16 protein-coding genes and 1 pseudogene are annotated in these 19,907 nt (G+C 38.3%); 7 read left to right on the top strand and 10 right to left on the bottom strand.

Translation table 11 applies throughout. From position 1 onward, the window contains the following. Positions 1-20 precede the first annotated feature (20 nt). Complete coding sequence (locus A4H00_RS03205) at positions 21-974, top strand: IS30 family transposase (RefSeq protein ID WP_067086998.1); 954 nt, start codon at positions 21-23, stop codon at positions 972-974. A gap of 14 nt (positions 975-988) precedes the next feature. Here A4H00_RS03205 and A4H00_RS03210 read toward each other — a convergent pair whose 3' ends face one another. From A4H00_RS03210 to leuS, 3 genes are all read right to left on the bottom strand, one after another. Next, positions 989-1,288, bottom strand: coding sequence for a hypothetical protein (locus A4H00_RS03210; protein WP_157770977.1), 300 nt, complete (start codon positions 1,286-1,288; stop codon positions 989-991). Between the two features lie 285 nt (positions 1,289-1,573). Continuing rightward, entirely contained in the window at positions 1,574-2,434 is an 861-nt protein-coding gene (locus A4H00_RS03215; RefSeq protein WP_067087217.1) for a helix-turn-helix domain-containing protein, read from the bottom strand. 95 nt (positions 2,435-2,529) lie between these two features. Beyond that, positions 2,530-5,031, bottom strand: a complete 2,502-nt coding sequence (leuS, locus tag A4H00_RS03220; protein ID WP_067087220.1) for a leucine--tRNA ligase — start codon at positions 5,029-5,031, stop codon at positions 2,530-2,532. A 245-nt stretch (positions 5,032-5,276) separates the two neighbouring features. Here leuS and A4H00_RS03225 point away from each other — a divergent pair, with 245 nt between their 5' ends. Continuing rightward, on the top strand, positions 5,277-5,621 hold the full coding sequence (locus A4H00_RS03225) for a hypothetical protein (protein WP_067087222.1): 345 nt from the start codon (positions 5,277-5,279) through the stop codon (positions 5,619-5,621). A 75-nt stretch (positions 5,622-5,696) separates the two neighbouring features. On the opposite strand, the gene A4H00_RS03230 is transcribed toward A4H00_RS03225, so the two are convergent. Continuing rightward, complete coding sequence (locus A4H00_RS03230) at positions 5,697-7,589, bottom strand: M13-type metalloendopeptidase (RefSeq protein WP_067087225.1); 1,893 nt, start codon at positions 7,587-7,589, stop codon at positions 5,697-5,699. 210 nt (positions 7,590-7,799) lie between these two features. Between A4H00_RS03230 and A4H00_RS03235 the strand changes: the two genes are divergently transcribed. From A4H00_RS03235 to A4H00_RS03255, 5 genes and pseudogenes are all read left to right on the top strand, one after another. Further along, positions 7,800-8,525, top strand: a complete 726-nt coding sequence (locus A4H00_RS03235; RefSeq protein ID WP_067091429.1) for a metal ABC transporter ATP-binding protein — start codon at positions 7,800-7,802, stop codon at positions 8,523-8,525. Further along, positions 8,522-9,373, top strand: a complete 852-nt coding sequence (locus tag A4H00_RS03240) for a metal ABC transporter permease (protein ID WP_067087228.1) — start codon at positions 8,522-8,524, stop codon at positions 9,371-9,373. Before A4H00_RS03235 ends, A4H00_RS03240 begins: the two co-directional genes overlap by 4 nt. A 10-nt stretch (positions 9,374-9,383) precedes the next feature. Continuing rightward, positions 9,384-10,313 carry a metal ABC transporter substrate-binding protein gene (locus A4H00_RS03245; RefSeq protein WP_067087231.1) on the top strand — a complete coding sequence of 310 codons (930 nt, stop codon included), beginning with the start codon at positions 9,384-9,386 and terminating at the stop codon, positions 10,311-10,313. A 368-nt stretch (positions 10,314-10,681) separates the two neighbouring features. After that, complete coding sequence (locus tag A4H00_RS03250; RefSeq protein ID WP_067087233.1) at positions 10,682-11,329, top strand: metal-dependent transcriptional regulator; 648 nt, start codon at positions 10,682-10,684, stop codon at positions 11,327-11,329. 54 nt (positions 11,330-11,383) lie between these two features. Further along, positions 11,384-11,772 (top strand): annotated as a pseudogene (locus tag A4H00_RS03255) (transposase); the annotation flags it as partial. Between the two features lie 163 nt (positions 11,773-11,935). Here A4H00_RS03255 and A4H00_RS03260 read toward each other — a convergent pair. The 6 genes from A4H00_RS03260 to A4H00_RS03280 all read right to left on the bottom strand — a co-directional run bounded on the left by A4H00_RS03260 (position 11,936) and on the right by A4H00_RS03280 (position 19,642). Further along, positions 11,936-13,159, bottom strand: a complete 1,224-nt coding sequence (locus tag A4H00_RS03260; RefSeq protein WP_067087237.1) for an MFS transporter — start codon at positions 13,157-13,159, stop codon at positions 11,936-11,938. Next, entirely contained in the window at positions 13,128-15,104 is a 1,977-nt protein-coding gene (locus tag A4H00_RS03265) for a class III lanthionine synthetase LanKC N-terminal domain-containing protein (protein WP_067087239.1), read from the bottom strand. Before A4H00_RS03265 ends, A4H00_RS03260 begins: the two co-directional genes overlap by 32 nt. Before the next feature lie 2 nt (positions 15,105-15,106). After that, positions 15,107-15,274, bottom strand: a complete 168-nt coding sequence (locus A4H00_RS11810; RefSeq protein ID WP_157770978.1) for a hypothetical protein — start codon at positions 15,272-15,274, stop codon at positions 15,107-15,109. Between the two features lie 332 nt (positions 15,275-15,606). Then, positions 15,607-16,473, bottom strand: a complete 867-nt coding sequence (locus tag A4H00_RS03270; protein WP_067087241.1) for an Rgg/GadR/MutR family transcriptional regulator — start codon at positions 16,471-16,473, stop codon at positions 15,607-15,609. 515 nt (positions 16,474-16,988) lie between these two features. Further along, complete coding sequence (gene dtd / locus A4H00_RS03275) at positions 16,989-17,432, bottom strand: D-aminoacyl-tRNA deacylase (protein WP_067087242.1); 444 nt, start codon at positions 17,430-17,432, stop codon at positions 16,989-16,991. Between the two features lie 8 nt (positions 17,433-17,440). After that, positions 17,441-19,642: a RelA/SpoT family protein gene (locus A4H00_RS03280; protein ID WP_067087244.1), complete on the bottom strand. Its 2,202-nt coding sequence runs from the start codon at positions 19,640-19,642 to the stop codon at positions 17,441-17,443. Positions 19,643-19,907: the final 265 nt, after the last annotated feature.

A 19,907-nucleotide genomic window follows, 5' to 3' on the forward strand; every position in this document is an offset into this window, starting at 1 on the left:
ACAATTAGAAAGATTCTGAGATGCAAAACTATTATACACCAAAAAGGAAACAGTTGACACTAGCTGAGCGTAGAATGATTGAACGTTGGCTTCAAGAAGGGTTCTCAAATCGTGAAATCGCTAGGAGATTGGCTAAAGCTCCTCAAACTATTCACAACGAAGTCAAACGTGGTCAGGTTAGACAACAAGTGCGTAAAGGAAAATTTGAAATAATCTACTCAGCTGACTTCGCTCAAGAAGCCTATCAAAACAATCGTAAACATTCTGTGAAGCAGGCTTCCCTAACCAAGGAACTCAAAGAAAAGATTCTGCACTACATCAAACAGAAATACTCTCCTGAGATGATGGTAAAAGCAAAAGGGATACCTGTCTCCGTCTCCACCATTTACTACTGGATTCATCATGGACACTTAGGATTGACCAAGGATGACATGCTCTATCCTCGAAAAGAGAAAACGAAGAAAAAGCAAGCGAGTCCCAACTTTAAGCCGGCTGGAAAATCGATTGAGGAACGGCCTGAAAGCATTAATCAGCGTGAGAATGTTGGTGATGTTGAAATTGATACGGTTATTCAAACACGGGCAAAAAACGAGTGCCTGTTGACTCTAACTGATAGAAAGAGTCGTTATCAAATCATCCGACTTATTCCCGATAAGTCCGCGTCTTCAGTCAATCAAGCTCTGAAAATGATCCTCAGAGAGTATCAAATTAACTCAATCACAGCTGATAACGGGCCTGAATTCAGTCGTTTGGCAGATGTCTTTGATCCTGAGAACATTTATTATGCCCATCCTTATTCCTCTTGGGAGAGAGGAACTAATGAGAATCATAATAGACTCATCAGGCGTTGGTTGCCTAAGGGAAGCAAAAATGCGACGCAACAACAAGTCGCATTTATTGAAAACTGGATTAACAACTATCCAAAGAAGATATTGGGTTACAAATCTCCTAGAGAATTTTTACAGACTGGCTAACTTGAACTTGAAATTTAGCGAAAAACAACAATCAACATCACAACACTAATGATATGGAGTAGTTGTATCCAAAATAAAGCTCTTTTTTTATCACGTATCCGATCAATTAAATGGCCATAGGAAAATGATAGTACAGAAGGGAGCATTCCAAGTAAAGTGAAGAGAGAAATTGCACCAGCATCAATTTGATACAATTGAACTAACGCTACTGTAATAGCTACAGAATAAAAACTATCTGCAATATTCAGAGTCGCTTTTTCATAAATTAAATTATAAAAGTTTTTGGTGTAACGATGCATTTTTGATAAGATCAAATCGGTGTACCTCCCATATGATTTCCGTTCATAACAGTTCTCCTTTCCATTTATATCGAATCTTCTGAATTGACAGAAAACTCTGTATTCATTATATCAAAGAGTTAGTAGAAAACTTAAAAATCGCAAATATGAGATTTTTAGGCCTTTAAATAGCATATTTTCCATTCATCGGTTTTCAATAATTTTTAAGGTATACTTTTAACTGGAGGTGAGATTTGACATGAATAAAACAAAACTATGCACTCTCGCAATGGTACTATTCGATATTATTATTGTGATTCCCTATATCAACATTTGATAATAATCCAACTTGAAGCGTAACAGGGCTACTAGCGACTCTTCTCCGATATCTTCAAGAGATTGAATAAACTGTTCAATCTCTTTTTTATTCCTGCCATCAGTCTGCAAAAACGTTTCAACATACAGAAGGAACTTTAAAATCATTCTCTCAAATACATCATACGGCTCTAACATTTTTTCTAATGCCGTTTTAAAAAGCAAAATATACTCATATTTTTTTCGTTCAATGACCTCTGCTATCAAATTTAACAACCCTTGTTTCAAGTATAGTTTATTATGTAACAACATTTGAAAAGCCTCTGCTTTTTCCAACAGTTCTATACCAAGAAATATCAAATCTTGGTCGTTCAACAACGGCATCGTATTAAAAAAAATATATAACTCAAACCAAGTCCAAGACTCGATTGAATATAAATACTCCGTGACAAAATCCTTATCCTTTTGCGATAGTACGCATTGCTTATCAAGAGAGTATAAGGCATTCTTAACCACAATACTATTTAAACGATTGTAGCGAGAAGATTCCTCCTTCACCCGTAGCTCTCGTAATAATCTTGCTAACTCCTGTCCATCTTGCTTGATATGTGCTGTAGAGATTCTTTCTGCCAATTCTATATGTTCCGATTCATGATAATTGTTCAATCGATAGGCAAACTCCGAAAAGGTCATGTTTATCCCTTCAATCGCCAACAAGAGACGGTCAACAGACAACATGGATTGCCCTAGTTCAAACTTGGACAATTGCGAAGCCGTCAAGGAACCTCTTGCAACTTCTTTTTGCTTGACACCACGGGCAATACGTAATTCGCGGTAAAATTCTCCCAATTCCTTTTTTTCAATCACAACCTTGCTCCTATATATCTGTTTTTACCATTGTATCATATTTTCAGAAAACATCCTGTAAAAAACCGCCCTGCATAGCAAGGCGATTCTGTGTTCTATTTGACAACGATATTGACTAATTTATTTGGTACAGCAATGACTTTTACGATGTCCTTGCCAGCAATTTCTGCTTGGATTTTTTCATCTGCTAGAGCTGCTGCTTCTAATTCCTCACGAGAGAGGTCTTTAGCAACCACTAATTTGGCACGAACCTTGCCTTTAATTTGGACAACGATTTCAATCTCATCTTCCACTAGGAAGGCCTCGTCATAAACTGGCCATGGCACGTAGGAAATCCCCTCATTGGAGCCAGTTAAAATTTGCCACAGTTCCTCTGCCAAATGCGGTGCAAATGGAGCGATTAATTGAACAAAGCCTTTTGCATAGTCCACATAGAGTGTTTCTTCTTTGTTGGCACTATTGACAAAAATCATGAGTTGAGCAATCGCCGTATTAAACTTGAGAGTCTCAATCTGCTCTGTTACAGCTTTCACCGTTTCATGGTAAACCTTGTCCAAGTTGCCATTATTTTCTGCTACAATAGCTTTTGAAGTTAGCAGGCGGTAGACACGGTCAAGGAATTTCCGACTACCTTCTAAACCTTCTTCACTCCAAGCAATCGAAGCGTCAAGCGGTCCCATAAACATTTCATAGACACGAAGGGTATCAGCTCCATATTGTGCCACTACATCATCTGGATTGACAACGTTTTTGAGGGATTTCGACATCTTGGCAGGAGCTTGTTCTAACTCTTCTCCTGTTTCGATGTTGAAGAATGAACCGTCCCGTTTTTCCACCTTATCAGTCGCCACAAGAGCTCCACGACCATCTCGGTAGCTTGTTCCTAAAATCATCCCTTGGTTAAAGAGCTTTTGGAACGGCTCCTTGGTTGGTACGACACCAAGGTCATAGAGGAATTTATGCCAAAAACGTGCGTAGAGGAGGTGAAGCACTGCATGCTCTGCACCACCAATGTAGATATCCACTGGCAACCAAGCCTTCAGCAAGTCTTCATCTGCCAGTTTTTCTGTATTGTGCGGATCAATGTAGCGGAGGTAATACCAGCTTGAACCTGCCCATTGCGGCATGGTATTGGTCTCACGACGGCCTTTAACACCATCTTCACGTACTACTTCAAGCCAATCTGTCAAGTTAGCAAGTGGACTTTCTCCTGTACCAGACGGCTTAATGTCGCTTGTTTTTGGCAAGACAAGTGGCAAGTCACTTTCTGGAACAGCTGTTGACGTTCCATCTTCCCAATGAATAATTGGAATTGGCTCTCCCCAATACCGTTGACGGCTAAAGAGCCAGTCCCGCAAGCGATAGGTCACTTTTTCCTCACCAACACCTGCTTCTTCTAGCCAAGAGATGATTTTTTCAATCGCTTCTGCCTTGTTCAATCCATTCAGAAAATCAGAATTGATGTGTAGACCGTCTTCTGTATAGGCAGCTTCTGTGACATCACCACCTTCGATAACCGCTACAATTGGCAAGCCAAAGGTTTTGGCAAATTCCCAGTCACGACTATCATGCGCAGGTACTGCCATCACCGCACCTGTCCCATAGCTCGCTAGCACATAGTCCGCAATCCAGATTGGAATTTCTTGACCATTGACTGGATTGATCGCATAGGCACCTGTCCAGACACCTGTTTTTTCCTTGGCAAGATCCGTCCGAGCAAGGTCTGATTTGAGACTGGCTTGGTGCTTGTAGTCTGCAACGACTTGAGCCTGTTCAGCTGTCGTAATCAAGTCCACCAATTCATGCTCAGGTGCAAGAACTGCAAAGGTTGCACCAAAAAGGGTATCCGGACGTGTGGTAAAGACAGTAAAAGTCTGATCCGTACCTTTAATAGTAAAGGTGACATTTGCTCCTGTTGATTTTCCTATCCAGTTGCGTTGCATATCCTTGATAGACTCTGGCCAGTCCAAATCTTCCAAGTCCGTCAAAAGGCGCTCTGCATAGGCTGTAATTTTTAGCATCCATTGGCGCATGGGTTTTCGAACGACAGGATATCCTCCACGCTCAGAAGTCCCATCAGGCAAGACTTCTTCATTGGCAATAGCTGTTCCCAACTCTTCAACCCAGTTAACAGGCACTTCAGCCTCGTAAGCCAAGCCTTTTTCGTACAATTTCGTGAAAATCCATTGTGTCCACTTGTAATAATTTGGATCTGTCGTATTGACCTCACGATCCCAATCGTAGGAAAAGCCAAGCGCATTGATTTGGCGTTTGAAATTGGCAATATTTTGTGCCGTAAATTCTGCTGGGTCATTTCCTGTATCCATAGCATATTGCTCAGCAGGTAAACCGAAAGCGTCCCACCCCATTGGGTGAAGAACATTGTAGCCTTGGGCACGCTTATAGCGGCTTAAAATATCTGTTGCTGTATAGCCTTCTGGGTGACCAACGTGAAGACCAGCCCCACTAGGATACGGAAACATATCAAGGGCATAAAAATTTGGTTTTTCTTTATCTGTACCTGTCTTAAAGGTATGGTGTTCTGCCCAGTATTTTTGCCATTTCGGCTCAATCGCTCCATGATTGTAAAAACTCATAGCTATTTCTCTCCAATTTTGTATGATATTCCTATTATACCATTTTGTAAGATATTTGCGATAGAAGACGAGATAGAAAATTCAGGATTTTCTTGATTTCTCGTATTGAAAGCGATATACTAAAGAAAAAAAGTGTACTACTGTAAAGTTGCCAGACCGCGTTGACTACTATCCCCTCTCACCGACATCTCAACCTTTACTTTTCTAGCCAGTAGCTACTTTTAAAAGCCAAGGAGACTATCACTATGAGAAAAGAACTATTTTACTATTGGGAACATTTCTGCCTGCTAAACGCCTTGTTATGTGGAGCTCTTGCCCTAACCATGCTCATCTTTCCACATATACAGCCAACTTTGCATTTCTCGCATTTCGGTAATTTCTTTACTTTTCCGCTAGTTCTCAACCGCAAAATGAAATCCAAGCTCCGCTATCGTCTCTTCATCGCTATCAGCCTGATGTTCATTTTAGAGCCAATTTGGAACACAATCTCAGCAGAACCCATTCATCCAACACCGCTCTTCTACTTCCTAGCCAGTCTCGCATTGAGCTTACTTGCTCTGGGAAATTATCTCTATCTAAAACGAAGCTAGGCAAATAGTAAAAACGCATACAATCAGTGTCTTCTAGAACTTGATTGTATGCATTTTTGCTATTTAAAGATGTTTTTACCAAATCACCACGCGGTCTTCTGGTTTACGCCACATGCCGTCTTCTTCTGTCACTCCAAAGGTTTCAAAGAATTCTGCGAAGTTTGGTACTTGGAGATTGACACGCAATTTAGCAGGTCCGTGAACATCAACACTTGCCAACAACTGCATATACTCTGTCCGTGCCTTCATACGCCAGATGCGTCCCCAGTTGGTGAAGAATTCTTCTGCTGAGAAATCCTCATCACGTTTTGCAGCCTCAAGTGCTGCGGCAAGTCCGCCCAGGTCTGCCACGTTTTCAGAGACGGTCAATTTTCCGTTAACCTTAGCCCCATAAGAATCTTGTCCCTCAAAAAGATCGATGACTTTTTGCGTTTTTTCTTTGAAGGCTGCATAGTCTTCCTCCGTCCACCAGTTTTTCAAACTACCATTTTCATCAAAGGAAGCCCCATTGGTATCAAAAGCATGCGAAATTTCGTGAGCAATCACTGCACCAATTCCCCCATAGTTTTCAGAGGACGTTTGCTCCAATGAATAGAAGGGTGCTTGTAAAATGGCTGCTGGAAAGACGATTTTGTTTTGCTGTGGATTATAATAAGCGTTGACCATGTGGGCTGGCATGCCCCATTCACTATCGTCCACAGGCTGATTCCATTTGCTCCATGAATGCTTAATCGACAATTCTTTCAAAAACTGGGCATTTTCAAGGAGAGAAAGATTCTCATCAATGACCTTGTCATAATATCGCTCTGGCAATTTCTCAGGGTAACCGATATAGGGCTTAATGACCCCAAGTTTGACAATAGCTTGCTGTTTGGTTTCTTCTGTTAACCAATCATTGGCTGCCAAGCGCTCTTTATAAACCTCAATCATGGTAGCAACCTTGTGCTCCACATCAGCTTTGGCTGCTGGTGAGAATTTTTCGCCCGCATACCATAAGCCCAAGGCTTGGTCAAATGGGGCTTGAGCCAAGTAAAAGGCAGCTTTTTCCTTATTTTGTGCCTCTGGTGTACCTGATAATGCCCGCCCATAAGCTCCTGACAGGACCCTGATTTCATCTGTCACGTAAGCTGTCACCGAACCAACTGCATTGACAAGCAAGCTCGCTTTTAAATATTCCCAATTCTCTTCGCAGTAAAAGTCCTTGGCAACTTCCCAGAAACGAGGATTTTCCACAATAATCTTGTCTGGGACTTGACCAATGACCTGCCTAAAGAAACTGTCTAACGGAAGCGTTGGAACAAGTGCTGCAAAATCCGCAAATGCATAAGGATGATAGAGCTTGAAATACTCCGCCTTGTCTTCATTTGACAGAACGATTTTTGCCACACGCGCATCGAACTCTTCCACTTTATCCAGTAAATCCGTAATTTCTTCATCTGAAAAGTCAAATTTGCGAAGCACATCTGTCTCTGATTGACGCCAAAGAGCCAATAATTCTGCTTTTTGTGGGTGATCTTCTGCATAGTAGGTCGTATCTGGTAAGATTGTGCCTGGCTCACCTGCCCATAGGACATTAGTCTTAGCATCCATGAAGTCAGGTGCAATGCCAAACGGTAGAGCATTTGGTTTTCCAGCCAATTCAAATACCGCCATTTTTTCCACAAAGTCTGCAAAAGACTGGAGATTTTTGTACTCTTCAATTAAGGGAAGGGCTGGAGTAATTCCAAGTGCTTCTCTTTTTTCATGGTCTGCTGCTAAGCGGTGGTATTTGATAAAGTTTTGAAGCACGCTGTCTTCAGGCACTTCTTCACCTTTTAACCACTTGGCTGTTGTTGACAGCATCAAGTCCTCAATCTCATCATGCAAATCGATAAAACCACCTGTTACAGGCTTGTCATTCGGAATAACAGCTGTTTCTGCCCAACTACCATTAATCGCTTCATAAAAATCATCTTGTAACCGTACCATATGTTACCTCTTTTCTTTTTTCTATCTATTATGATAGCAGAAAGCGAAAAAAATTGCAGACATTTTACCAAATTTGCACCAAAAAGCAGAAAATGCTTACATCCCTTCCTTTCTGGCTGTTGAAATTGAAAAAAATGTTATTTTTCTTAAAAATTAACTTGACTTAATTTTTAAATTAAGGTATATTAAAAAATATACGAGGTATGAATGATGATCGAAATAGAACAACTCAGTGTCCGCTACCGTCAGGTGCTAGCGCTGGACACAATCAATTTACGGATCCAAGGTCCGACTATTACAGGAATTTTAGGGCCAAATGGAGCGGGGAAATCAACTTTATTAAAGGCCATGCTCCATATTATTGACCATGACGGAAAAACCATTCTAAACGGCAAGGATATTCGGAAACAACGTGGCAAAATTGCCTACGTTGAGCAGAAAGCTGCGATTGACTTTACCTTTCCGATTACCGTCAAAGAATGTGTATCACTAGGTCTTTATCCTAAAATTACATTTTTTGAACGCCTGAAAGCAAGCCACTGGAAAAAGGTCGAAACAGCTCTTGATTTAGTTGGCTTAAAAGAGTACGCTGACCGTCAAATTAGCGAGCTTTCTGGGGGACAATTCCAACGCGTTCTCATCGCACGTTGCTTAGTACAGGAAGCAGATTACATCTTTCTAGATGAACCCTTCGTAGGAATTGATTCTGTCAGTGAAGAAATTATTATGAAAACGCTTCAACGACTCAAGGCAGAAGGAAAAACCATTCTGATTGTCCACCATGACTTGGACAAGGTCAAACACTATTTTGACCATGTGCTTCTTCTAAACCGTAAACTCATTGCCTTTGGAGAAACAGAGACTACCTTCACCAAAAAGAATCTCCAAGTAGCCTATGGCAATCATGTGATACTAATGGAGGACGAGGCAAAATGATTCAAGAATTTATCGATGGCTTGCATAGCTTTCACTTTCTGCAAAATGCGATGATAACAGCCATTGTCATTGGTATTGTCGCTGGAGCTGTTGGCTGTTTTATTATCTTACGGGGCTTGTCGCTCATGGGAGATGCGATTTCTCATGCCGTTTTACCAGGCGTTGCCCTTTCTTATATCTTAGGCATTAACTTTTTCATCGGTGCGATAGCCTTTGGCCTTCTCGCATCGGTCATGATTACGTATATCAAGGGAAATAGTATTATCAAGAGCGATACCGCTATCGGGATTACCTTCTCAGCCTTTTTGGCTCTAGGAGTCATTCTCATCGGTGTCGCCAATAGCTCGACTGATTTATTCCATATTTTATTTGGAAATATCTTGGCCGTACAAGATGTGGATAAATGGATTACAATTGGCGTTGCCATTGTCGTTCTTCTAATCATTCTCATCTTCTTTAAGCCGCTCTTGATAACCTCTTTTGACCCCTTGCTTGCAAAATCCATGGGCATGCCTGTTAATGCATACCATTATTTGCTCATGATTTTGCTGACCTTGGTTTCGGTCACAGCCATGCAAAGTGTCGGAACCATTCTCATTGTCGCCATGCTGATTACCCCAGCCGCTACTGCCTATCTCTATGCAAATAGTCTTAAAACCATGATTTTCCTATCCTCCACCTTGGGAGCTCTTGCTTCAATCGTCGGACTCTTTATCGGATATAGTTTTAATATTGCTGCAGGTTCCAGTATCGTGCTGACTTCAGCCACTTTCTTTTTGATAAGCTTTCTCTTTGCCCCAAAACAGGGAATCTTGATACGCTACATCAAAAAGTCGTCTCATTCATAAGGAGAACAGAATGAAAAAACTCTCTATCTTAGCCCTTGCAGTCTTTGCAATCTTTGGGCTTGCAGCTTGCTCAAGCAGTAGCAACAAAACAGCTGAACACGGCAAATTAAAGGTTGTCACTACTAATTCTATCATTGCCGATATGACCAAAAATATCGCAGGGGATAAAATTGATTTGCACAGTATCGTACCTGTCGGGCAAGACCCACACGAATACGAACCCTTGCCTGAAGATGTGAAAAAGACATCTCAAGCAGACCTTATTTTCTATAACGGGATTAACCTTGAAACCGGTGGAAATGCTTGGTTCACAAAATTAGTCCAAAATGCTAAGAAAACAGAAAACAAAGATTATTTTGCTGTGAGCGATGGCATTGAAGTCATCTACCTTGAAGGACAAAATGAAAAAGGCAAGGAAGACCCACATGCTTGGCTGAACCTAGAAAACGGGATGATGTATGCCCAAAACATTGCCAAACAATTGATTGCCAAAGACCCTGACAACAAGGAAACCTACGAGAAAAACTTAGCTACCTATCTTGAAAAACTCAGCACCCTCGACAAGGAAGCCAAAGAAAAGTTCAACAACATTCCTGCTGAAAAGAAAATGATTGTCACTAGTGAAGGTTGTTTCAAATACTTCTCTAAAGCTTACCAAGTCCCATCTGCTTACATTTGGGAAATCAATACAGAAGAAGAAGGCACTCCTGACCAAATCAAGAGTTTAGTAGAAAAACTACGCCAAACTAAGGTTTCTTCCCTCTTTGTTGAAAGCAGTGTTGACGATCGTCCAATGAAAACTGTCTCAAAAGATACTAATATCCCGATTTATGAAAAAATCTTCACAGACTCTATCGCTGAAGAAGGGGAAGAAGGCGACAGCTACTATGCCATGATGAAATGGAATTTGGACAAAATCGCAGAAGGCTTAGCAAAATAGTTTATCCAGTGTGATTTTACGGGTGATTGGTCTATCAAGGTCATACCATTATTTATTCGATCTTATTTGGCACTAATTAGCCGAAACACCTCTATATCTTCTCCCCTTGATAGAACTGATTCATTCCTTGGAATCACACCCTGATACCCTCTGAAAACCATACGGTAGAGCCCTCTTTTACAGCACGCCTGTAGAGAGACTACTCTTCATGGATAATCAGCACGGAGTATCTGCCTCATCAAACCCCTATTTTACTAGAACATACCTCCTAGTGAAATAGGAGTTTGATTTTTTACTCATTACGAGACAAGTCAGAGTCCTTCCTCCCTCATTTTTGTTATACTAGAGAGTATAAGAAAGGATATTGAATGACCCCCAATAAAGAAGACTATTTAAAATGTATCTACGAAATTAGTATACGCACCCCCAAAATTACCAATAAAGAAATTGCTGAAAAGATGCAGGTTTCACCGCCTGCTGTAACTGAAATGACCAAGCGAATGATTGAAGAACAGCTGATTCAAAAAGATAAACAAGCTGGCTATCTCCTTACTCCACTAGGCCATCAGACGATTGCGCGTCTTTACCGCAAACACCGTTTGATAGAGGTCTTTCTCCTTGAGCACCTTGGTTATACCACCCATCAACTCCACGAGGAAGCTGAAGTACTAGAACATACGGTATCTGATTACTTTATTGATCAGCTAGACACTTTCCTAGGATCCCCACAGACTTGTCCACACGGTGGCACGATTCCCCAAAAAGATCAGCTCTTAACCGAGCAATACCAACAAACCCTAGAAGAAGTCACACAGCCTGGAAATTACCAATTGGTGCGTATCCATGATTCTTTCCCACTCCTTCAGTACCTAGATCAGGTTGATTTAGCTATAAATGATACCTTCACCGTACAACAAATCGACACCTTCACCCAAAGCATTCTGATTGAATGCAAGAACCAAAAGATTGCCATCCCCTTTGCCATCGCTAAAGAATTATATATCGAAGTACAGTAAAAGACCTAGAACTCGTTCGTTAAAACGCTCGTCTAGGTCTTTTCTTTTATTCATCGGATGCATTTGACCAATAAGGAAATCTTAGACAAGCTCCTATCCTACTCAGATGAGTTACGACAACATTATGAACTCTATCAACTTCTCTTATTCTATTTACAAGAGAAGAACTCAGTTCATTTCTTTGACCTAATTGAACAAGAAATAGCCACTGTTAACCCTATTTTCCAGACGGTATTTAAGACGTTTCTAAAAGATAAGGACAAGGTTTTAAACGCTTTGGAATTTCCTTATTCCAACGCTAAATTGGAAGCTACCAATAATCTTATCAAAGTCATCAAGCGTAATGCCTTTGGATTTCGGAAGATGAAAACTTCAAAAAGCGGATTTTGATTGCCTTAAACATCAAAAAAGAGAAGACCAAGCTGGTCCTCTCTAGATGTTAGCTGACATCTACCCACTACAGTTGACAAAGAGACTCCAAAGAAAGTATTCGATTACAAAGCTCTCCAAAGAGGTTGTATACACTGGCTAACTTGGACTTGAAATTTGCCCTAAGATATCTAATTACAATTTCTCAGAGTGAAGAAAACACCATTTTTTATCAGATTATTTTTTATTAATAGATAAAAATAGGGCAAATATTGAAATAATGATAAATATAAACCACGTAATATTTATACTATAGACTGCTAAAGATGAAAAAAAGAAAGTTCCGACAGGGAGCGATAGAGTAAAAGTCATACCTAAAAAATTATTACTTTGCGCCAAAATATCTGAGGGTAATTTTTCCATCAGTAATGCATCTAATTTTGGTGTTGCTTTACCCATGATGTAGGCCGCAAAAAACAATATAACAATTCCCAATAACGGGCTTATAGGGAGTGAATTCACAAATCCCAGAATAATAAATAAAGAGCTATTAATCATTAAAAGAGTTGGAAAAGTTTTTTTCGAAAAATAGTCATTAGGGGTCAAGCTTCCCAAAATAGCCCCTACCAATAATACAATTTCAACGATAAGTAGAGATTGTCCGTAACTCAAATTAGGTAAACTCTGCTTCATGAAATAGAAGTTATAAATACTACCGACTGCTCCACCCAAAGCATTTATAAATAGTATCGCCGATAATATTTTTATAAAGGAAGTATTATTTGAATTTTTAAAGATAACATCCATGTTCCTATACATTTCTTTAAATTGTTTTAATAAAGAATTAGAAGTATTTGAAACAACAACAGGTTCATGTGTGAGTTTCTTCTTATTGATTAAAAGGATAGCTGAAGCTAACAAAAATGACACTGCATTTATTATAGCGACAAATGAAAAATTGTTGTCTGATATCGTAAGCAGCCATACCCCAAAAGATTGTCCCAAGATGTTACAAAAATATGAAGTGAATTGGCTAAAAGAATACGCTTCGAACAAATCTTCTTTCTCAATATTTTTCTGTAAAATAGGGAGACGTAAGCCTGAAGCATAATCGCTTAGTATGTCACTAGTTATATTTAGAAGACATAGCCAAGAAAACACAAAAAAGGTCTTATTTTTAATAACAAAAGCAACTAAGGAAAATAAAATTGCTTGGATAAAACCGATAGAAATCATCCAAATTGCTTTGTTTCGAGTTCGATCTGCTTTTATACCTATCCAAAATGTAAAAATTGTAGGGATAATCGTAACCATATTTGCTATAAATACCGCAAAAGTGGCTTTCGGTAAGCTAGCAGCATAGATAATAAAGACTAAATTATAGATATATGAACCGAAAGAGTTTAGCATCCGGGATATTGTTAATATTCTATATAAATTGTTTTTTAGTAATAATTTCATTATTTACCTCAAGATATAACTTTTTGTATTGACTTAAAACGCAAATATAATCAAATTGTAGCTTCTGGTCTTTCTCAGCTAATATCCCACTAGCGATTAAGAGTTCTTTTGCATTTTCAAAATATTTATAACTTTTTGTTAAAGCAAAAAGTTTTAATAGTGTTTGAGCAATTCCCAACATCCCATCTAAAAAACGAGCAGATTGTGCATATTCAAAAGTTAAAGTTTCGGCTAGTTGGCAAATATCTTTTAAATATTGTTCAGAATCTATATAAAGCAGAGCTTGAATGATTCCGGCAGTCCCATTGTACAAGTAAGGTGAAGCTGCATTTTGGGAAATTCGTACACCTTTAAATTTTCCATCAATAGTTATTAGGTTATCAAGAACAAATTGAATGCCATTTTTGATGACTTCGTTGTCATATTTAATATATTTCAAATAGACTAATCCCCCCATAGCTCCGTTCAATCCTAAATACTTTTCTTTTTTGATTTCTTGCAACACCAGTTGTCTATCATTTAATTTTTTTTGATAGTTCTTAACTACTTCTTCTTGAGATAAAACAAAATCAATTATGTCAAGTTCATAGCTTGCAGGATTAATATTTGAAAGATCTAGAGTAAGAATCTTAGTAGTGTCTCCTCGAAAATAAATTTTAGATTTTAAAATTTCTAAAGCTGTATGTATATCTGCATCCTCAGTGAATAAGTAATCAACCAAAACGTCCAAGTTAGAATCGATTTTTTTTTGTAACAGTAATTTTCTTAAATCTTTTACAAAAAAATCACCCTCTTTTACATGCAATTTCCCAATTAAATACAACAACATATTCCCGATTTTATGACAATCTGCAACTTTTCCGTCTATGTTATTCCACTGTTTTAGAGATATTTCTGAATATACTCCTGTTAATGGTTTTTGGTGTTGCATATAAGAATTTTCCATGTCTATAAAATAAACCTTAAAATTTTCACTGATTATAAAATTATTTGGGTGTACATCATTTAAAACTATCCCTATCTCATGAAGTTTTTGTACAGTTTTTAGCAACTCTGTAATACAATTAAAAATATTATTAAAATGTAAATAATTATTTTCTGGACAATACTGGCTATATGAAAACAAGTTCTCTTGGTTACAAAATTCTAATAAATTTTGTCCTTCTATATAGTCGTATATATAATATTGATTTATCCATTCAGAAACTTTCTCAATTCTTGCAGGAATGCAATCTTGTATGATTTTAGACAGTCTCCATTCGTTTTCTCTCACGTTATTTTTAGTCACTGTCGTTGTACAAAGAATATTAGGACGACATTCTTTTATGACCACAATTTCGCCTGAATATTTATTCTTTGCTTTATAAACATTTCCGCCGTTACTTTGTTTCAGTAATGCTACAAGTTGATAAGTATTTCCTAAATAGGAAGGGATAAATTCCTGTTTTTCTTGTAAATCTTCAATCCAACTAGGAAGATCATAGTAATTTTTTTGGAAATCTTGCCAACATTCCCCATTAGGACCTCTTAATGTTGGAAGTCCATCCATTAATTCATTTTGAACTAATTTAATACACCCATAACGGTAAAAAATAACATTCGAATCTTTGTAATTTCTATCACTAAGAATATATACCCCACTATTTTCAGAAGGTATCAATAAATATAATTCTTCTAATAATTGTTTGCAATGAACTCTATCTTTAGGATAAATTGTAATTAATTTCCCAGATTCTGCAGGAGATTCTTCTTCAGATAGATTATAAATTATGCTTTCTTTTGACTCTAAATATTTAAAACAAATATCCTTAGACATTAAATAAGGTATCACTAAATAATATATCTGTTTATAATTCTCTAGAGTTCCAGAAATATGGATTTTAAAGCCAAATTCAGGGATATCATACCAGGACGTCTCGTGATGTTTAAACTGTGAGGATTCCATATCTATTCTCCATTGCTAATGATTTTTACAAATGGATATTTTTGAGGATTATTTACTATTTTTTTTACTTTATTCTCTATATACTGCTCAAATTTGTCTTCAAAGATATTACTCTTTAAAGACTGTTGATTTTCTGAATTACAGTATCTTGTTAAAATTGTTTTTTTCATTGTACTCTCATTTCTAATCAAATCCCCCTATCCAATACTGGAAAGGGGAACTTGATGGTTAGTTAGTGCTGACTTGACATTTGTATGTCAGCACAATATCTTGAACTGGTGCAGAATATTTGCTAGCTTCAAGCGCAAATTGTGTCATGTTGTATTCCTCCTCTATTGTTTTTTACAAACACATTATAACCCAGCAAGTAGCATCTCAAAAAAAGTTTTCATATTTTCTTATTCCTTTTTTATAAAAAAAAGAATATTTATCTCCAATATCCTTGTTATAATAGGGAAATTGGAGATAAATATTCTTTTCGACAAATCCATTCCATTTGAATTTATTCAAAATTTTCAAGCCATTGTTTTAGACTGTTCATATAATAATTTGCACTATCTGTACAATTTAAAATTTTTAAAATTTCAATCGATTTCTCCATCTTTTGAATACCCATTTTTTTATTTCCCTTTATATAATCATGCTGCCCATCTGCAAACAGATATACGATTCGTAAATAGCTATCATTTTCATCAAAGAAATCATCTCTAATCTGTTTATCAAAATAAGCTGCTTTACTTAACTTTTTCTCATCTATAGCTTTAAATAAGCCATTTAAGAGAATTGTATGTATATAGTTTTTATTTGTTCTCAAATTTCCTAAAAAATCAATTTTTTGAAGCATTTCCCGAGTATATTGAAAATATAAATCTAAGGGTAACAAAGGAGCGACATCTGAAAATAATTTTAACTCAAACTCTCCCCATATCTCTATCAAAAATAAATAGTCATATAAAAATTCAAACTCTTGAGCATTGATTTCAATGCTTTCGTTAAAGAAGCACATATGGCTTTTTATAATAATAGCATTTAATAAATTATTATTATTTTCGTGAGCTTCATACTCATTTATCTCAGACTGGTACATTTTTTGTAACAAAGATAAATCATGCTTGCTTTTGGCATCCCATATTCTCTCCTTTAATTTGTCATACTTTGTTGGTTGAAATCCTCTAACTAGATAAACAAATTCAGTCAGTTCTGTATGAATGTTCTCTAAAGCAATCAGCAACTTTGATATAGTTATGTCTGATTCTCCATTTTCAAATTTGCTTAGCATTGAGTAAGAAAATTTATCTCCTGTAGCTTCTTTTAAAGAAATTTTTCTACTCATTCTTAAATCCTTAAATATTTCACCCATATAATTCATATTTTTCTCCTCGTACATCAAAAATAATAAATTTTATAAATATCTGCCTGTCGATTATTCTCAATCGATAACGTGTCGTATATTTGTTTATCTATGCTTTGCGTTTCATAGCCAACAACATTCCGTCCCTCTTTCGCTGTATGCAACACTATTCATGTTTTGCAATGTACCTTTGATTTTACAAAAACAATGTTGAAGGATTTTGAAATGTGAGAAGATGGTAAAAAATGAGTCTGTAGTCTGTTTTAAAATCCTTAGGCAAAGAGGAGATGACGATTTTCAAAAAGTTCGTCATGATCCAAATTTGAATGAAGTTTATTACCAACACGAGAGAGGCTATCTTGATGGAACCAGGTCAGGCGCTCCGTCAGGTTGGAATTATGGCCGCTAGTAAACTTTATATAAGTTCAAAAACATCTAGAACCATTCACTAAATAAATAACTATTCTGTTTTCATTTTCAACCTCGATATCTCATTCTTCAGCAAAAATAATATCGTGCCAACTTTTTCTAAATTATCTCTCTTTAGTGTCCAGTAAAATCGTAACTGGACCATCATTGACAAGCGAAACCTGCATATCCGCCGCAAAGATTCCTGTCTGGACAGGAACAAACTGGCTTAATGCCTGATTCAAGGCCTCATAGAGGTTATTTGCGAGATCTGGCGCAGCAGCTCCGACAAAGGCTGGACGATTTCCTTTTTTCGTATTCGCAAATAAGGTAAATTGCGAAATGGATAAGATTTGCCCCTTAATATCTTGTACAGAGCGGTTCATTTTTCCTTCTTCATCAGAAAAAATCCGCATATTAGCAATCTTTCTAACTGCATAGTCTACATCTTCTTTGCAATCATCAGGTCCAACACCGACTAGTAAAAGGAGCCCTTGCTGAATGTGACCGTGAACTTTTCCGTCAATCGCCACAGAAGCTTCACTCACTCGCTGGATGACTATTTTCATATTCTCACCTACCCATTTGTCCGTTTGACCGAATACACTTCTGGCACAGATTTAATCTTATCCACAACGCTAGTCAAGGTTGCTAGATTTGGAATACCAAAAGATACGTGAATCGTTGCAAATTTCATGTCCTTTGTCGGTTGCGCATTGACAGAAGAGATATTCTTGCTCGAATTGGTCAAGACTTTTAAGACATCGTTGAGAAGACCTGAACGATTGAGACCATATATATCGATATTGGCCATATATTCCTTACTGGATGGCTCATCTTCCCACGATACATCAATCAGACGTACTTCGTAATTATCCTGACTTTTTAGATTCATACAATCCGTTCGGTGAACAGCCACACCACGTCCTTTTGTAATGTAGCCTGTAATCTCATCACCTGGTACTGGATTACAACACTTGGCAAGGCGAATCAAGAGCCCTGAAGCTCCTTCTATGACAACCCCACCTTCATGACGAATCTTTAGACTATCCTTATTGTCTTGTTTGACTTCTCCACCATTTACCAATTCATCTGCTACCGCTTTTGCCTTGGCCCGTTCTGCTTCTCTGCGCTCTTTTTCTGTTAAACGGTTAAAGACAGCCATGGCAGAGATTTCGCCAAAACCAACAGCTGCAAAAAGACTCTCATCTGTCTTATAACTTGTTTTTTGTAGGACATCATCTAGGTGCTTGCGGTCGAGGTATTGATTAGCCACATAACCGTGCTCTTGCAAGAGCGTTTGGACCATTTCACGACCTTTGTTAATGGATAATTCCTTGTCTTGATTTTTGAAAAATTGACGAATCTTATTTCGTGCTTTATGGGTTTTGACCAAATTAACCCAGTCGCGACTAGGACCAAAGGAATTGCTACTAGTGATAATCTCGACCTGATCCCCTGTTTTTAGCTTGGTTGTCAGAGGCACCATACGGCCGTTAACCTTGGCTCCTGTCGCCTTCTCTCCAATCTTGGTATGAATTTCATAGGCAAAGTCAATTGGCACCGAATCTTTTGGAAGCTCCCTCACCGATCCGTCTGGTGTAAAGACATAGATTCGTTCGGTAAAAATATCATCTTTGACAGAATCAACAAAGGTCTGCGCATCTCCTGCGTCCGCCTGCAATTCAATTAAATTATTAATCCATTTGAGTTCTTGTTGACTAGCAGTAGCCTTTCCACCACGCTTATAGGCCCAGTGCGCTGCAACCCCGTATTCTGCCACCTGATGCATCTCTGCCGTACGAATTTGAAATTCAATCGGCCCCTTAGGACCATAAACTGTCGTATGAATCGACTGGTAGCCATTTGCCTTAGGATTGGCAATGTAATCCTTAAATCGCCCCGGCATCGGACGCCACAACTCATGAATGTACCCCAACATCGCGTACACATCACTTGGCGTTTCCATGATACAGCGAATGGCAATCAAATCATAAAGTTGATCAAAGCGCTTCTTCTTGTCGTGCATTTTCCGATAAATGGAATAAATATGCTTGGGACGACCGTAAATATGACCAAATAGATGATGCTCATTAGCATAATCACGAATTTTATCGACCACCTCATTAACCAAGGCCTCGCGTTCCCTACGCTTTTCCGTCATGAGATGCGTAATTTTATAGAATTCCGTCTCATTCAGATAGCGAAAGGCCATATCTTCTAGTTCCCACTTAATAGAAGAAATCCCCAAACGATGGGCAAGCGGTGCATAGATTTCCATTGTTTCACGTGAAATACGCTCTTGCTTTTCTTTACGCAGATGCTTCAAGGTCCGCATATTATGCAAACGGTCTGCCAATTTCACCAAGATGACCCGCATATCCTTTGACATGGCAATCAGCATTTTCCGGTGATTTTCAGCCAGTTGCTCCTCGTGCGACTTATATTCAACCTTACCGAGCTTGGTTACTCCGTCTACAATCATTCGCACATCAGAGCCGAACTCTGCTTCCATTTCATCCAGCGTAATATCGGTATCTTCGACCACATCATGCAAAAAGCCACAAGCAACCGTTACTGCATCAAGCTGTAAACCCGCCAATATTCCAGCAACTTGAATGGGGTGGATAATGTAGGGCTCACCTGATTGACGAAATTGCTGACTATGTGCCTCAACAGCATAATGCAATGCTTTTCGAACAAAAGCCACATCTTCTTCAGGCATATACTGGGCCGTCAGAGCAATGACATCTTCTCCTGTTAGATTGATTTCTTTCATTCCTATTCCTCTTCATGCTGTTTATTGTTCCTATTTTACCATTTTAGTTGAAAAAGAAAAAGGCTCAAACCCTATCTTTAAGCCATAATTAAAAAATACAGCGATAACCGCTACCTATCCTTCGTGAGGGTATTGCTATCAATCTTTTGTATCTTTGCTTATTCCAATGAGTGGCACCTTTCCCAAAGAAGCGAGGAAGGGATTCTGCCTGTTACTTTGCGGTTGCCTATTGCTCTTGGGACAATGAAGACGCCAATGACTCACT

This window comes from Streptococcus marmotae, assembly GCF_001623565.1.
Taxonomy (GTDB): Bacteria; Bacillota; Bacilli; order Lactobacillales; family Streptococcaceae; genus Streptococcus; species Streptococcus marmotae.

Excerpts from the sequence above, each read along its gene's own strand:
- leuS (WP_067087220.1), bottom strand. The coding sequence starts at position 5,031 with ATGAGTTTTTACAATCATGGAGCGATTGAGCCGAAATGGCAAAAATAC.
- A4H00_RS03205 (WP_067086998.1), top strand. The coding sequence starts at position 21 with ATGCAAAACTATTATACACCAAAAAGGAAACAGTTGACACTAGCTGAG.
- A4H00_RS03280 (WP_067087244.1), bottom strand. The coding sequence starts at position 19,642 with ATGAAAGAAATCAATCTAACAGGAGAAGATGTCATTGCTCTGACGGCC.
- A4H00_RS03265 (WP_067087239.1), bottom strand. The coding sequence starts at position 15,104 with ATGGAATCCTCACAGTTTAAACATCACGAGACGTCCTGGTATGATATC.
- A4H00_RS03225 (WP_067087222.1), top strand. The coding sequence starts at position 5,277 with ATGAGAAAAGAACTATTTTACTATTGGGAACATTTCTGCCTGCTAAAC.
- A4H00_RS03250 (WP_067087233.1), top strand. The coding sequence starts at position 10,682 with ATGACCCCCAATAAAGAAGACTATTTAAAATGTATCTACGAAATTAGT.
- A4H00_RS03245 (WP_067087231.1), top strand. The coding sequence starts at position 9,384 with ATGAAAAAACTCTCTATCTTAGCCCTTGCAGTCTTTGCAATCTTTGGG.
- A4H00_RS03260 (WP_067087237.1), bottom strand. The coding sequence starts at position 13,159 with ATGAAATTATTACTAAAAAACAATTTATATAGAATATTAACAATATCC.
- A4H00_RS03230 (WP_067087225.1), bottom strand. The coding sequence starts at position 7,589 with ATGGTACGGTTACAAGATGATTTTTATGAAGCGATTAATGGTAGTTGG.
- A4H00_RS03235 (WP_067091429.1), top strand. The coding sequence starts at position 7,800 with ATGATCGAAATAGAACAACTCAGTGTCCGCTACCGTCAGGTGCTAGCG.
- dtd (WP_067087242.1), bottom strand. The coding sequence starts at position 17,432 with ATGAAAATAGTCATCCAGCGAGTGAGTGAAGCTTCTGTGGCGATTGAC.
- A4H00_RS03270 (WP_067087241.1), bottom strand. The coding sequence starts at position 16,473 with ATGAATTATATGGGTGAAATATTTAAGGATTTAAGAATGAGTAGAAAA.
- A4H00_RS03240 (WP_067087228.1), top strand. The coding sequence starts at position 8,522 with ATGATTCAAGAATTTATCGATGGCTTGCATAGCTTTCACTTTCTGCAA.
- A4H00_RS11810 (WP_157770978.1), bottom strand. The coding sequence starts at position 15,274 with ATGAAAAAAACAATTTTAACAAGATACTGTAATTCAGAAAATCAACAG.